Origin of the sequence: Haloarchaeobius sp. FL176 (assembly GCF_024609245.1) — an archaeon.
Lineage (GTDB): Archaea > Halobacteriota > Halobacteria > Halobacteriales > Natrialbaceae > Haloarchaeobius.
Map to the genome: position 1 here is coordinate 15,118 of NZ_JANJYH010000016.1, position 16,555 is coordinate 31,672.

Annotated in this window: 7 protein-coding genes; 3 read left to right on the plus strand and 4 right to left on the minus strand. The window is 56.9% G+C overall.

The window, feature by feature from the left end:
- Positions 1-607: 607 nt before the first annotated feature.
- Positions 608-952: a TM1812 family CRISPR-associated protein gene (locus NO978_RS18535; protein WP_257301020.1), complete on the plus strand. Its 345-nt coding sequence runs from the start codon at positions 608-610 to the stop codon at positions 950-952.
- On the plus strand, positions 952-1,989 hold the full coding sequence (locus tag NO978_RS18540; RefSeq protein WP_257301021.1) for a hypothetical protein: 1,038 nt from the start codon (positions 952-954) through the stop codon (positions 1,987-1,989). The genes NO978_RS18535 and NO978_RS18540 overlap by 1 nt, the downstream gene beginning before the upstream one ends.
- A 9-nt stretch (positions 1,990-1,998) precedes the next feature.
- Here NO978_RS18540 and NO978_RS18545 read toward each other — a convergent pair whose 3' ends face one another.
- Positions 1,999-3,561 (minus strand): ATP-binding protein, encoded by a 1,563-nt coding sequence (locus NO978_RS18545; RefSeq protein ID WP_257301022.1) that lies wholly within the window; start codon positions 3,559-3,561, stop codon positions 1,999-2,001.
- Between the two features lie 323 nt (positions 3,562-3,884).
- Here NO978_RS18545 and NO978_RS18550 point away from each other — a divergent pair, with 323 nt between their 5' ends.
- Complete coding sequence (locus NO978_RS18550; protein WP_257301023.1) at positions 3,885-5,993, plus strand: VWA domain-containing protein; 2,109 nt, start codon at positions 3,885-3,887, stop codon at positions 5,991-5,993.
- 568 nt (positions 5,994-6,561) lie between these two features.
- Here the strand turns inward: NO978_RS18550 and NO978_RS18555 are convergent.
- The 3 genes from NO978_RS18555 to pglX form a co-directional block, all read right to left on the minus strand.
- Positions 6,562-8,847: an ATP-binding protein gene (locus NO978_RS18555; RefSeq protein ID WP_257301024.1), complete on the minus strand. Its 2,286-nt coding sequence runs from the start codon at positions 8,845-8,847 to the stop codon at positions 6,562-6,564.
- A 462-nt stretch (positions 8,848-9,309) separates the two neighbouring features.
- Positions 9,310-12,213, minus strand: coding sequence for a DEAD/DEAH box helicase (locus NO978_RS18560; protein ID WP_257301025.1), 2,904 nt, complete (start codon positions 12,211-12,213; stop codon positions 9,310-9,312).
- Between the two features lie 3 nt (positions 12,214-12,216).
- A complete protein-coding gene (gene pglX, locus NO978_RS18565) occupies positions 12,217-16,533 on the minus strand; it encodes a BREX-5 system adenine-specific DNA-methyltransferase PglX (protein ID WP_257301026.1) in 4,317 nt (1,438 codons plus the stop codon).
- Positions 16,534-16,555: the final 22 nt, after the last annotated feature.

Here is a 16,555-nt window from a genome sequence, read left to right on the forward strand (position 1 = left end):
ACACCTTCGGAGTTTGGCAAAGTATAGCCCCACTCATTGCCAAGGTCGTTAATCTGGATTCAGATCACGAATGACGGCCAATATGATAGACGACTCCCCAGAGAAACGAGAGGACAACCATCACGACGAGGCTCCCAGCAAACTGTTCGTTCACAGGGATTGACGCTCCAGTAATAGACTATGTTTTCCGGATCGTAAAGAGCGCGAATTCGCCCAGTGGAGGAAGAAAGTCCCATACGAACTTCGAAAGAATGGTTCCGATGATTAACGATGCGAATGTAGCAAACCCGTGGGATGCACCTGAGCTCGCGGGCATATTTGGACAATATTGGTTTTCCTCAATTATTGTTCTGCCTGAAACACACTTGGAGAGAAGAGGGGCCGGATTCAACCGCCGGGCCTTGGGGAAACAGCCAAAGGGTAAAATACGGGAAAGCGATCCGTGTGCCAACAGTACTTAGTATCAGTATAATGACCAGCAGGTATGAGTCGATACTGGGTCACTTGCGGAACGCCGACAATCCCCGGGATACTAAACCCAATGACTGCAGCCTGTGACCGAGGGTTCGTTCCCGACAAAATTCACATCTTATCAAATCCGCCAGTCATGGAGTACGTTGAAGAATCTACGGAGCTAATGACTGAAGTAGTCACATCGTACGGTGGAGGTGCTGAAACGACGGTTCACGAATTGTCGCACGAGACTGATTTTACAAGTATTGTGGACTACTACCGAACACAAGTGGAGCAATCAGCAGACGACGATGAGGTAGCGATCGACGTCACGCCAGGGCGGAAGTTCATGTCCGCAATCGCTTTCCAGGCGGGTATCCAGTTCGGTGCGGACCACGTCTACTACTTCCATCGGAAGGCTGGGGGCTACTACGGACAGTTCTATCCCGAGATTCCGCGAACAGCGACCGACCTGATCGACTTTACCGAGGTGCTGTAATGGAGGTCAGCCGACGGCGATTGACCGTCCTGCTGAATGCGTTGTACGATGAGGGCGTCGACTCGATTCCGGTCGAGCACCCAGCCAGTGACATCGGAGAGTTGGCCCGTATCGAACTTGAGACGGATGGACAGGTGACCGTCAGATTCACACAGGGGTCGTTCACCTACCAAGAGAACCGAGAGGGGATCCCCGCAAAGTACGGGGAAGCGGCGCACGATGATCTCCCAGACGCCGAGACGTATACCCGGGCCGCAGTCGCGAGTTCTCTCGTCGAGCTCGACAACAGGGACGAGATTGACGCGTTCTTCGACCGGCATGGGTACTCCGATCTTGAGGCTGGGCATGGACCTGTCGTACTTGGATTGGACACGAACGTCATGCCCTGGCGACTCCCCGAGATTCTGGATGTTGACAGCGACACCGGCGAATCCGACGAGAAGGGTCGTGCGCCGACGAACGGCTACGCGCTGGCCACGGGTGTGAAGGAAGAACTTGACTGGCACTACAAGCAGTACAACACACACGAACTCACCGCCGCCTTCGGCGAAGAATTCGGACGACTAGACAATCAGCCGGCTGGGAGCAACCGGGAGGGATTCATGGGACTGTACGAGTATCGACGTCTTCGGACAAACCGGTCGGTCGATATTGTCGAATCCGACACTGGGGATCAGGCTATCGTCGAGGCGTACGAGGCTTTTAACAAAGAAAGTCGCAAGACTGCGGTGCTTCTGAGCAATGACCGGGGCTTCATCGATCGGGCGACCGACGCTGGAGTCCCTGCCCAGCACGTAGACTTCCCACTCGACATGCCACGGAAGGCGACCGGGACCTGGACCGACGCCTGTGAACTGCTGTACTACCTTGCAGTGCTGTTCGGCGTCATCAAGCTCCCGAAGGTCACAGTATACGGTGTCTGGAACGGCAAAGATGGTCGTCACTGGCAACACGAACAGCTCGACATGGACTGTCGCAGCCCCAAGATAGAACCCAGACTGACGCGGGATCTGCGGATTCTCGATGCGACAGACTAAGTCCAGAATTCAACAGAGCAGCAGATAGAACCAGTAGGGGAGCTGGATCACGCGATTCTCGCGAAGCGTGATCGGCTCCTCAGTCGAGACGGTATCGCCCGTCAAGAGGAATCCCACCGGAACATCGTATTCGTCGAGGAACTCGGTAATCACGTCGAGGGAGTCGTCGATAGGCGGTCGATACGCGAGGACAACAGGCACTGGTGTGTCATCGATATCGAGGACGAAATCGACCTCACCCTGTCTCCCACGCCAGAACTGGACGGATGGGTCGCGCTCGGATTCCTGTGCGGCATTGACGCCATAGGCGAACCGCATACTGTGGTCGAAACCGGCGACACGGGCCAGGTCAGCTTCCCGGTCGAAATCACTCAGCACGCGATCGGCGTTCCCATCGGCGAGTGCAGTCACGAGGCCAGTATCTCGAAGGTACAACCGGACTGACCGCGGGCGGGCGTTGTCGTACTCAGTGACACCAGTCAAGAGATACAGGTCTGCGAGCGCGGGAAGATAACTGTCGGCGATGGTTCGCCGGTCGACATCGAATAGCTCGACGAGCTCCTGATACCGGATTGGATCCGAGCCACGATTGTGGGCGGCAAGTGCGCAGAGACGTTCGAGGTCGGCGATCGTCTTGATGGATTCGAACCCAGGGACTTCCTGGTAGAGCGCATCGCGCACTTCCTCACGTAGGCGTGTGTAATCAGTCGTCGTGAGGTTGGACGCAGAATCGATGACTCCGTCGTACTCGTAGCTGATCGTGCCACCCATCGCGAGGTAATCCACAACCTTCGACTGGATACGGGGTTCGACATCCTCGATCTTCTCGTACTTCCCTCGAAGTTCACCGAGAAGCGGTCCTGTCTCGCCACTCTCGAGGGCTGCTGGGAGGCTCTTTTCTCCGGAGCGTATCGAAGTCGGACTTACACGGCGTTCAGACTCCTCGAGGTCGGAATAGAGGGTGAAAAGGTAGTCACGGAATTTCTCAGGGAGGATGGGCTGCGTGTCGTACTGGTTCTCCGGGAAGCCGGCACTCTCGAGTTCACGTTCGACTTGGACCTCGGCACTCGCTGTGACGATAACGTACCGGTCTGCTGCATCGTCGAGGATATCGACGACTGGGGCTCCCCAGCCGTCGATCGTCGGTTTCCCCGGGTGTTCGATCTGGTGGACATCGTCAAGGAAGATGAAATGTGGCTCGGGTGAATCGAGTCGCCCCAGGATGCGGCTCTCGTAATACCGGACTGCACGTCGGAGTTGTTCGTCGGACTGGAGTTGATACAGCGGGTCCGCGTCAAATGGGAGATAGAGAAACCGTTCTGGCTCGGCACCGGCTTCGATTCGGTGATGGATGAACTGTTTGCAGAGCGTCGTCTTCCCTGCCCCGCGTCGCCCGACCAAACCAAGGAGGGGCTGGTCTTCAAACTGGCTCCCGGAACGGTCCGGACGGGCGAGATGATAGAAGTCACTCTTCTGCCGCGCAGGGAGTGTGAATGCGGCAGTACCCTGTTCCCACCACGGGTTGTGATCGTGGAGGGATTGAACCAGGGAATTTCGCGCGTCAACTGACATCGTTGTCTGAGTATCAGAGCCCACCACAATGGGTTTTTCGGGAGTATTTGAACCGGTGGAGAGATTATTTGACTTCTATAGTACTGGCTACCGCGGGTTCTCAGTTCGTATCGGCAGGGGTATTCACCTTCAGGAGGTCGCTTTCATCGATATAATAGACTAGGATATGATTCTTACCGATGTTTTTAATACATCTTGGAACACATAGTTGCTTGTGGTGGCCGGGAAAGGAACACTGCGATGTCGGTAATCATCGCGATGGGTTTCCACGGTCGAATCCGGTCACCCGCTGGCTGTACGGGGAAGACAGCGCACCAGAACCGATGAACGCGACATACTCAGATCTAAACGAAGAGGAACGCATCGACATCACTGTCGAGTTCGTCTCACGACGAGTACTCGACAGCGGGGGAAATCGTGTCTGCCGGCTGCTCGTCGAAGACGACACCGGCAGCCGATTCGCGATCTTCGTCACGCCCGACAAGGGCTTCCTCGGGGGACTTCGAACGGGGGGGAAGTACACCTTCACCGGCCTCCTCGGAAGCGCTCCGAGCGGACCGGTGAGCAGAGGAACGCCCGACTGTCCGGCGTGTGGGGGGCCACTGCGGCGAGGGGTTGTCGCTGACGCGGTCGACACCGCGATTACCGACGCTGTCTCGCCACTGGGGGTGGAGCAGCTCTTCGCCATCATCGACGAACAGACCACCGTGTCGCGTGCGGAACGACGAACGGATGTCGTGGACGACTGGCAGCCGATGAACGTCGGTGGGAAGAGCGAGTCGGCCGTCACCGCACCCGACTACGTGTGTTCGGACTGCGGCCGAACGCTCGACTCGCGAGAGCTACACGAGAACCAGGGAGAGATAGTCGACTCGGTGGCCAACGAAAGCCCGGCAGCGGCACCGAGCCGAGCCGCACCTGAGACCGTCGGTCTGGCAACAGGGGGAGCGAAGGACGTGGAGAACTTTCGCGAGAACATCGCGAACGGCTACACGCCACAGCCGGAGTCAATCAGCACCGAGGGGCTGTTCTACGACTACTACTTCGAAACGGGGGAACGGACCGAATCGGACGCGCTCTTCGCGCCGCGATACGCTGCAGCGGCGAGAGAGAATCCACTCACGGGAGAGACCGACCAGTTCCTCTCCGTGGGTCTGGATTCGACGCTCGCACTCGAGGACTTCCAGCGACCGCAGCTCGACATCGTCACGGTGCTCGACGTCTCGGGGTCGATGAACAGCCAGTTCGACTCGTACTACTACGATGAACACGGTCGGGAGCGCGAAACAGAGAGTGGCTCCGAGACCAAACTCGAAGCGGCAACGGAGGCGTTGTGTGCGCTGACGGAACGACTTCGGGACGACGACCGACTCGGTGTCGTGCTGTACAACCATCGAGCGCACGTCGCGAAACCACTCCGCGACGTCGGCTCGACAGACATGGACGCAATCCGAGGACACATCCGCGACATCGCGGCCGGGGGAAGTACGAATCTCGCGGATGGATTCGAAGCAGCCGTCGACATGCTCGTCGAGGACGCAGAGACCGGAGAACCGGGGTACGAGGAGGATGTCGAGCGACGTGTCGTCTTCATGACCGACATGATGCCGAACACCGGCACCACCGACGAGTCTTCACTGACTCAACTCTTCGAGGACGCTACAACCACCGGGATACACACGACGTTCGTCGGGATGGGGATCGGCGCGAACGCGGAGTTCGCTGACACGCTGTCCGGCATCAGGGGGGCCAATCACTACTTCGTCCAGTCTGGGGAAGAGTTCGAGCAGCGTCTCGGCGACGAGTTCGGTTACATGGTGACGCCACTCGTCTACGACCTCGAACTGGAACTCGTGGGGGAGGGCCACGAGATAGCGGCTGTCCACGGGTCACCGTCTGCAGACAAATCGTCGGGGCAGCTCATGCAGGTGGAAACGCTATTCCCCTCCGCAAAGGAGGATGGTGAGGCCCGCGGCGGTGTCGTTCTGGTCGAGGTCGAACAGGTCGGAGCCGAACCAGAGATGGAGCTCGTCGCTTCCTGGACCGAACGCGACGGCTCGGAACACGATGAAACCGTCACGGTCGAACTTCCAACAGAGCCCGGTGAGTACGACCACACTGGGATCAGAAAGGCGATCGCGCTGGCTCGGTACGCTGGAGAACTGCGCGACTGGACCGGGGATGTCCACGAGCGTGCGAACGGGTCCTCGGGGGTCGACGACTGGTTGCTACCGGACCAGCGAAGCAAGCACGAGCGTGAGTCGATTCCGCTGGTCGTTCCGGCTGCGTATGCGGAGCGGTTCAGTTCACTGCGTGACTATCTCCACGAGGAGATGGATGCCCTCGACGATAGCACGCTCCAGCAGGAACTCAACCTGCTCGAAACCCTCTGTCAGAAGCAACCTGAGCGACCCTTCGAAGTGACCGAGTAGTCTCTGGCCAAGTCCATCGACTAACCACGGACGCGAATTCTGGCGCGCAATCGGCTGAGCAGGGCCGTGGTTCTGTCTGGCCGTCCCTCTCGTCACCCATTTCCTATTTATAGGAATCAACTAATTCTCCCATTGGCCCCGTCGGGGAAGTGGTAAGCCAGTCGTGTTATTGCACAAGGCGACCGAGTAGAGGCATAATGACGGCAGGGTCTTCGTCACCGAAATCGGCGGGGAAATTCAGTCTGTGATTAGCTCTTGATGGGCCTTGTTTAGACGCCAAAATTCGAGGACTTCACGCCTTCTACTGTGTTTGAGGCGATTCGAATCGAATGCTTGACCGCCCGAATGGACTCCAGGTCACCGGCGAATAGACGGAGGTTTCTTCAAACCGGGCCTCTCAGGTCATCCTCGAAATAGTTATACGGCGTATCGATCATCCCGAATTCGGATAGAGCCCGTCTATCGTTTTATTTCGACCGTCTAAACACGGTCCTCTTGTTGTTGACTAATAAATCCAGACTCAACACCGTGATCTCTGAATGCTTAGCGGTTTCGTGTTTCGGAGCAGTCAATCACTGAGCTCATCGGTGTTCTCGAAGCAGTCGTTCTCGACAAGCCAGCTCCGGAGGTCAACGTACACGTCGCTGCAATCGTCGCGGTTTGATTCAGGTGAGATGAGTGTGTCCCAATTCCCAACGAGAACAAGACGTTTTTTAGCGCGAGTAAGTGCGACGTTGAGGCGGCGGGGACCAACGTCTGGCAGGGAGAGGAATCCCGAGTTCCCATAGCCGTTTGATCTGACGAAGGACATGAGAATGACGGTCCGTTCGCCGCCCTGGAAGGAATCGACAGTATCAACCTCGATTTTGTCGGTGGTGACGGGGAGTTCATTGAGTTTGTTACGAATAGTTTGTATTTGTCCCGTATAGCCCGTAATAATCCCGATGTGTTTACTGGGGGTTCCGCGCTCACGAAGATCGCGAACATGTTGGGCGATAATGTCTGCTTCTGCATCGTTTGCGTAGGAAGTGCCGTATCGTTGTATTTCATCACCGGAGACATGGTGTGCGGTGATGGGTGGGAGTTCCCACAGAGTGTACGGATCATCCGGCCGCTCGACGGTCTTAACCTGTCCCTCATAGAACGCGGCGCTTGGAAATTCAGCGATATCTTCGTGCATTCGGTACTGCGTGTCGAGTAACTGCGTAGCGTCTTGCCCGTACCGATTCACAAGATGTTCGTACAGACTGACCTCTAAATCCCGGTCCCGCATTTCGTCGCTTGCATACGGGGGTAATTGCTTGTGATCACCAGCAAGCACCATACGTTCCGCGGCGAGCCACGGTGCGAACGTCGCAGGAACTGAGGCCTGCGAGGCTTCATCAACGACAGCGACGTCAAACTCGTTCGTGTCGAATTCGGCTGCACCGGACATCGTCGCGCCGACGACATCGGCTTGCTCTGGATATCGTGATACGTAGTTTTGCTGCACGACACGGTTTCCACTACCCGTACCTGCTCGGGCAATCGTTAGCTCATCTTCGAGAGCAGCTTCGTGGAGTGAACCGTCCTCGGGTTCATTTGTTGAGCTAGTACCCACGAGGAGGTTATCCGTGGCTTGATTGGAGTGGGCACAGGCGAGGATGCGGTTCCCTCGGTCGACGAGCTCTCTGATTAGTGTGACTAACGTTCGGGTTTTGCCGGTGCCCGGTGGCCCGTGAATCAGCGTGATGTCATCCGCGCAAAGTCCGTGATAGGCGGCGTAGCGTTGTGAATCGTTCAGATCTGGAAACACGGCACCAAGACCACGTGCCGGGGAGAATGACACGCCACTATTTCCTGCTATCGGCCCGGATTTTGCGGATTTTTGCTGGACACGCTCTATACAGTCAAGCTCTCGATCGTACGGAACCGCATTGAAGATCGGGTATAGACCGATGACGAATTCGTCGTGATTGAAAATATTCCTCAGAGAATCTCTCGCGGCGATTGAGTCTTCGGTTTGCTTGGAGATGGTAAAGGTGAGGTCACGCGTATCGGAATCAACAATCTCCCCCGGGGCAGGCAGGCCAGCTGGTGAGTGAGCCCATGGTGGTGTGTCAATCATAATATCCGTGCCCTCCCACAAATTCGTTTCAGCGCAAATGTACGCCAACTCAGTATCGTCTTCGTCCTCAGTAGGAACGGTAACGTGCCACCGTGTCGGGTCCGACCCGTTGTCCTCATACACTGGGACAGCATCATGCACTCCGCCTTCTCTGACTTGGTATGCGTTCTGGTCGAACGAATGGTACTTTTCGATACTCTCGCTTCGATCACGCTGCTTCTCGGATTTCACAAACTCAGAGAGATGTGTGAAGAACTTTTCCCGCGTCGAATCGCCCCAATGGTTTGCAGTCAGGTGCTCAGGGACGAGTTCGAGTACTGACTGGCTGTCTTGTTTACCTCCGTTCGGCATGTAACTCGGCGCAGTTGGTACATCATAAGCGTCTGTCCAGTAGCGCAATCGCCAACCGATCGTACTCTTACCTGCTTGTCGAACTGATTGGAAATTCTCTCGTTCAACGGTGGACCAGTAGTACTCAACTATTGTTCGACGACGTTCTTCTGTATACCGGACGAACTCTCCTGTGAGCTCAGCTGAATCCGGTTTGTGTAGTGGAAGCCGAACCCCATTGCTCGTCCGTAATGCATCGAACTGCTTGAACTGCTCAGCGAGTGCTTCGATATCGACGTCTTGTCCAGTCTCCGCAAGTACGTCAACTGTCTGTGGTCGTTCCTCAAATGAAGCAAGAGAAGAGGAGTATCGCTCAGCAAACACTTTAGTCATCAATGGTAAATCGACTGACGGCATTACCTAGCAGGAGGCCTCAGTTGCGTATAAATCATTTGGCAGGGAGAGCGGTGGGCAGATAAGAATGAAGAGAAAGGCGGAACAATTTTTCAGTTCTCAATACTCAAATCCACTCCCTCAACAGGGTTTTCATTATCCTGTGTCGGGAACAACTCCCCCTGGGAGCTCACGATACGAACCACCCGTCAGTAGGTGATGGAGTGTTACCACCAACTCCTAACATTTGGGCTCCATGAACTGTACCGTCACACCAGCTTTCTCTCCTGTGCCGATAGTGACCTCCCCATCGACTGTGAACCCCTTCTACTCCTCCAGCCAGTACTAAAGTCGCTGCTTGGCAAGCGCCTCACGAAACGACGCCACAATAACAGGACGGAGCTCGGCCCAACCAGTAAGCGTTCCCGTTCGTTGAACCCATCCTGAGTAGTGTGCCCCAGTCGGAATTGGACCAGGAGAGCAACCTCACTCTATCGGCAGCGTCAAACAATAGCCCTCGACTTCAGGTGCAAGTGAGATGACCTGTCGGCGCCGCTCGAGCTCGGCTTTCCGGTCTTCGATGCGTTCGTCCAACTGCTCTAAGCGGCGGCGCTGTCCGCGAATCGAGATCTCCATGTCTTGCCCCGCGGCAGCTTGCTGCTGGTACTCCTGAATGAACGCCTCGATACGCTCGCGCTCCGCCTGAGCATAAGCATCCAAGTTCTCCCGTTCCTGTGCGACCTCGGCTTCACGATCGGTCTTAATCTCGGATTTGACTGTCGTCAATACGTTAGCCACATACCGCTCAGCAGCCGACTCGAGTTCGCCCCGGCTCTCTAACAGCGCCCGAACCGTCCCAGTATCGGGGTTTGCCGTGATTGTATCGGCCTCAAGCACCCGCTCACCGAGAGGTCGGCGTGGGCTCTGACTACCGAGATCGACAAACACCGGAACGAGCTCTTCCTGAATCGTCTCACCCGTCCCGTCCTCGAATCCGACCCTGAAGACGAACGTTATCCCTGCACTCTCAACGAACGGCAGTAGCTTCAGCCCGACTAATCCATCCTCGCTAGCCAACAACTGCTCACGCAACCGTGTTACGAGTGAATCATCGGGCGAGATATACTCGATGCCCTCGTGGTCCATCGCATATTCACGAGAGAAGGTGATCGGCCCACGCTGCGTCTCGGAACCGGTCTCTGAGACCAACGCCGGCACATGCACGTCGTACAGCTGACTCCCGCGCTTGTCGAGGCGTCCGCCGAACGTTTCCAGTCCACGGTCGACGAACGCCCGAATATCGGCCTCCGTTCCGAAGACATCCGCCGACTCATCGATGACGTTCTGAATCCGCTGTCGGCTCTCAGCGTCGAACGTGCTTGGATCGATGAGGCTGCGATCGTACCACTCAAGCAGCGTCTGCTCACGCTCCTCCATGAGTTCCTCCAACTCCGCAGCCGTCGCTCCGGGCGGCTCCTCGTTCTGCACCGAGCGCATGATCAGGTCATCAATGTTGATGTCGTCGAGCATTCCCAGCACGTCGGCGGTCGACCCGACCTGTGAGCGGATATTCTCGACTTTCTCCTGTAGGAGCTCGAAAATCTCGCCCTCCCGCGTCCCCTCGAACTGGAAGTTCCAAACTTTCACCTCTTTGTCCTGACCATAGCGGTGAATCCGGCCGATCCGCTGTTCCAACCGGTTGGGGTTCCAGGGAAGCTCGTAATTCACCATGATGTGGCAACTGTGCTGGAGGTCGATTCCCTCGCTGGCTGCATCAGTCGCAAACAGCAACCGGGGTTCCCCATGGTTGAACTGGTCCTCGATCTGTTGTCGATCGTCCTTGTCCACGTCACCGTGGATGACGAGGATTTCGTCGGCCCAGGGTTGGTCGGACACCTCGTCCAGGAGGTAATCAAGGGTATCTCGGTACTCTGTAAAGAGCAGCAGCTTCTCGTTGGGGTTCTCCTCGAGCAGTTGCCGGATGTAGCGCTTGACCTGCTGGGCCTTCGTGTCGACGGGGATGGATTCAGCCTGACTCACCAGGTCCTGCAGCATCTCGATCTCCGTCCGGAGTGCGTCGTCGCCTCTGACGACGGTCAGTGTCTCCAGCTCCTGCTCGGCAGCCTGCTGGTCGGCCTCCTCTAAGTCCTGTCCGTCGAGATAGGCCTCTGCCTCCTCCGAGAGGTCTCTGTCGGCACCGCCTTCCTCCAACAATCCTTGGAGGCGTCGCCGCAGCGTCTCCCGAATCGCCCCCACGCTAGAGACCAGCCGCTTCTGCATCAGTGCCATCGCGAACCCCACAGCGGGTTCGTTGAGCTGCTCCGAGCGGTTGTACACCTCCTGGACGTACTCGGTCACACCGTCGTAGAGCTGCTCCTCGGCGGGCGTCATTGACACCTGCATCGTTTTCACCTCCCGGTTGGGAAAGATCCGCTCGCCGTTGTCGTCGTAGATGGTCTGTTTCCCGCGGCGGATCATCACCTGCTCGACGGTCTCTCGACTCAGTTCTTGATCCTCGGCGACGAGTAGCGGGTCGAGAAAGCTGATGAGTGAGCGAAAGCCCTCACCCTTGCCGTCATGTGGCGTCGCACTCAGCAGGAGGGCCGACTCGGAGTTGTGTGCCACTCGTTCGGCCATCTGGGAGGTCACCGATGGACTGTCGCCACGCTTGGCGGCTTTGTGTGCCTCGTCGATGATGACGACGTCCCAGAACGCCTCCTCTAGAGCGGGCTGGAACTCGTCCTGCCGGAGGAACGCCATGCTCGTGATGAGCTGGATGTCGTCTTGGTCCCAGATGTTGGCGGCGTCGCCCAGCCGGCGTCGCTCACCCTCGACCCAGGCTCGGTCGGCAACGGTCAGGTCGATGCCGAAAAAGCGGTCCATATCACGGACCCACTTCTTCTGCAGGTGGGCAGGCACGACGAACAGCACGCACTCGGCGCGGTTCCGCGCTTGGAGCTCCTTGAGGATGAGCCCCGCCTCGATGGTCTTGCCGAGCCCGACGTCGTCGGCGATGAGGGCCCGCTGTCGGAGTGACTCCATCACCTGATTCACACAGGCAAGCTGGTACGGTTCCAGCCGGACCAGCGAATTCGAAATCGAGAGCAGTTGGCCCTGTTCGTGTGCGATAGTCAGGTTCAGCGCCTCCATCCGGAGGTCAAAGCGATCGGCGTCAACGGCCTCGTGGCTCGCATGGAACTGCTCGACATCCTGTGGGAGGCCATCCAGCTGGCTGTCAATCGGCGTGATGTCGACGTCGGCGATGGAGACCGTCTTCGGTCCGACACCCTCAATGTAGGCGCGGAGATAGTCGATATCGCCAACGCTGTCGGTGCGGATCACCTCCGCCGGTTGGTCGTTTATCTGGACGCGGTCTCCTGGCTCGTACATCGTTTAGAGGACATCGTCGTCGACGGTCTTCGGGACGATGTTCTGTTCAGCGAGCGGCGTGATGTTTATCGCCACGCCGTGTTTGGGGTTTGGCTGGTACCCCGCAGTCGTGATCTCCGACAGTGCTCGGTCGGCCCAATCGGAGGGGATTTCCCGATTCACAGCTTGACAGCGGTCGTCGATTTCGTCGGCCAACGTTTTGTACTCCGCCAGTGCAGGTGGCTCCTCCTCGCCGTCCCACACCTCCGCGATGTATTCCTCATCCAGCACCGACGTATCGTTGAGTCCCGTTGCGAGCTCGGCGAGCAGTTTCTCGTCATCAGACAGGTGCTCATACGGATCACCATTCTCGTCGAGCAGCTCACTCCCTTCACGCTCGAAGTAGTAGGTCATGAACAGGATTCCCGAACTGGAGTAGTGGTCGGAGCCCTTGAGACGCCAGTTGAAGTAGTCGAACAGATCCGCGAGATGGGCCTCCACCGGCTCATCGTTAGGCTTAGCGTAGGCCTCACACGCATGTTCGAGCTCGTCTAAGGCATCGAGCCACTCATCGTCCCACTCTTGGACCTTCTCCCAGAACCCATCCGAGAACGTATCCTGGAACCAATTCTGTCCCTTCTCCTCTCGGAGCTCAGTGAGGGCGTCCAAACGTTTCTTCGTCTCCATTCTGAACGCCGCCACCTTCGGCGCGAGTGCTTCGACTTGCTCGCGTCGCTCCTGGCTGAACTCGCGTTCGGTGACGCTGCCCAGGTCCTGCAGCACGCTCTCGAGCTCGGCGATCTGGTCGAGCATGTTCGTCATCTGCTCGAACGTCTCTGCAGCTTCCGAATGTTCAGTGGGGGATAGGGCCTCGTTGTTGCGACGTTGATTCGCTGTCGACTGCCGGTTTCGGAGCTCGACTTTCCGCGGGTCGAGATACTGTGTGGTCAGGCGGTCGAACAGGTCAGAGTCGAGTTGGTGGTAATCGACGAAACACGCGAAGCCGGTCTCAGCCACGTCGGCGACGAGGCGGTCGGTCGTGAGCTTCCAGACGATAGGCGTGTTCTCCATCCGGCTTACGTGGTATTCGAACAGGTCCTCAGCAATCCACCGGCGGAGGTTGGGGTAGGCTTCCTCGGCGGCGGACTCGGCCCCGAGAATTTCGTCAACCTCGACCAGTCGATCCTCGGCGTGCTCACCGTAGGCATCCTCGAAGCGCTCGACGATGCGGTCCAGCATATTCGGCTGGTCGTCGACGCCGTGGAGAGGGATTATGCCGTCGTCTTCCTCCCGGACGGCCTCCATCGCAAAGTGGTGGACAAGGTCTTTGACCTGCTTGTCGATATTCTCAGGTATCTCAGGGACGGATTCGGGGTCCGGAATTTTGCGATCCTCGGGGGATTCAGAGGTTCGAAGGAAAACCTCTTTTAAGACATCTTCCTGCGCTCCCTCTGATATCCCGAGTTCTGAGTAAATCAGATCATTTATTCCGTCAGATAGCTCTTCAAGTTGTCTTTGATGGTTGAGACGCCGAACCTCTTGAGTTCGCGCCGCTTCAGGAATCGCTGTTTCTTGGTCTATCGACTCATAGTCAGTTAGATTGAACTCATCTTTTGCATATTCTGTATGAGGGTGGTCATAAAAGAACTCTATATCAGAGGGTAGAATCTCTGAACCAATATAATAGGGGCTAACTGGATCATGGAATCGCTCTTGCACTACTAGCTGATATTGATCCTTCGCCAGTTCATTCAGCTGTTCCACATCATCTAATTCCGAAAGCCAGGGAACAGCGCCCAATTCACCAGCGTTCCAATGTCTGTCTGGCGTTTGGGAAAGGAACAGATTATGGTATAGATCCGAATTCAGAACAGCCATCATGTTCCACGGAGATCGCTCCCCCTTCGGGAACATCATAAACCCAGCATTATTGAACAATCCACCTGCGTAGTAGCCGAACCTTCTCCCAGTCTCTTTTATGTAAGTCCACGTGAGCCCTTCCTCTCCGTAGAGTTCCTCGTTTGGAGTTCTAACTGCAGGACTGGAGCGTTTCATAACTGTACCATCCTCTCCCCACTCCACAGTCTCCTTTATTTGGGGCATTACCCAAGCACTCTCGCCACCCTTTGAGAGAGGCTCAAATAGGTCGTCTCCACTCACTTCCCAGTAAAATCTCGCAAACCGTTCGTCATTTGCGGTCAGCAGACCAGGGACTGCTTTGCTAGCCGACATACCCTCAACCCCTGCCTGTTTTGCGTCCAGTTTGAGTTCGGTATCGTTGAGATCGCGGACTTCCTTTGGTATGGAATAACAGATCGGATGTCTCGGTATCTGCTGAAATTCATCCATGCCAATCTGAAATAACCGAGTCACATCGTCCGTGCTTCCCGAGAGGATTTCGCCAAAAACTGGCTCTTTCTGACCAGCTTCAACATCGTGTAGTCGTAGGAATGTACCTTTGGGCTTCTGATCCACATTTGACCGGACTACCGTACCAACAGTACGGACTGTAGCATTGTCCAAAATTCCGATCCCGAATTCAGAGAGGAAGTCGAAGCTACCGGCGTCACCTATGAAATCAGTCCGGAAGTCGGTGAATCTACCTTTAAACATGAATGTCCTCGGAACCAGCATACCGATCCGACCCCTTCGCTTTGAAAGACGGTCACAGACCTCGAAGAAATTGATATAAAATTCTGCAGTATAACGGTAGTGATCTTCGACATATTCCTGAACTCTACTCGGCATCCGTCCCCGCGATCCATACGGCGGATTCATCAGGGCCACGTCGTAATCTTGGGCCAGGATGTCCAGCAGCCGCACGAAGCTCCGCAGGTCTTGAGCCAAAAACGAGTCCGACTCGCGGTGCTCCTCCACTGCCTCACGGAGACTGTGAAGCACTTGGGAGAGCGTATGGCTCTCGCGAGGGTCGTCGCCGAGGGTCAGCTGTGTGCCGCCGATGTCGGCGTCGTCCTCGAACAGGTCGCCGAGGGTGCCGCGCACGTCGAGCAAGCTACCGAGACCGTGAACCTCCTCGAAGGCGTCGAGGATGCGTTCAAGCGCTTGCTGGACCTCGGGATCGTCGCCGGCGACCTCGTCGAACACCGCCTCGACGCCGTCGATCTCCGCGATCGATGCGTCAGCACAGACGATTCCCACCTCCGGCATGTCGAAGCCATCGGCGCCCTCGGCTTCGGCCCGGGTGCGACCCTTGAGGTAGAGATTGAACGCCGCGAGCTGGCAGGCCCGCATGTCCAGGTCGACGCCGTAGAGGTTGTGCTGCAGAATCTTTCTGGGGATCTGCTCGGTGGGGAGGTCCGTTTCGGCGCGCCAGATGCGTTCGAGTACGTCGAAGGCGTAGAGGAGGAAGTGGCCGCTGCCACATGCCGGGTCGATGACTTGCAGTTCCCGGGGGTGGTCGAAATCGGTCGGCTCGCCCGCCTCCTCACTCGGAACGAGGTAGGTACAGAAGTCGGCGATGTCGGGCGACTCGTCAGGCGATAGTGGGCGGTTCTTGCGCTCCTCGGGGGCGAACGACTCCTGGTCGTCGACGACATCCTGTAGTTCGCCCGTGTGTTCGAGATAGAGCTTGCCGAGGGAGTTGTCTGTGAGCATCCGGACGACCCAGTGAGGGGTGTAGAACTGGTTCGCCGGTGGCACGTCTTCGGGTTCAAGCCCTTCTCGATCGCCTTTGCGTCGTAGATCATCGAGCAGATTGAGGTTGTAGTACTCATACACCCACCCGAGCACATCATCGGCGCGCCAGACGGCCTCCGGAACCTCATCCAGCTTCTCAGTTGCTTCCTCGAACAAGTCCGGGTTGATATCGAACACAGTATACGGAGAGTTCGTGTCGAAGAGGAGCTCGATTTCGTCGTCAAACCGCTCACAAGCATCCTCGAATGCGGCGATGAGTGCCTCATCCGGTCCAACGTCGAAGCGTTCGCCGAGCACCTGTTCAGCAGCCGGTGTCAGTCCTGACTCCCCAATCTGGGTGACGGGCTGTTGTATGAACCCGCGAACTTCCATACAGCGCAACGCCGCGAGCCGATTGATGAACGTATACCCCACTCCGTTCACGTACTGTTCGTAGCACCACTGCCATGATTTCTCGCCCGGATCCTCGTGTTCGATTGCCGCCACCAACTCTTCCCGCACAGCCTGTTCCTCATCGGAAAGTCCCCCACCGCCCTCTCGCGACGTTAACTCGTACTGATGTTCGAGCTCATACTCGATTTCTCGCTCGACGAGCTCTCGAATATCAGTAACCACATCTTCCAGATGCTCACGTTCCGCTTTGTCGAGTTGGGCTTTCCGTGGCGCTGAATCGGACCCAGACACAATTGTATCCAATCCTTTTCCC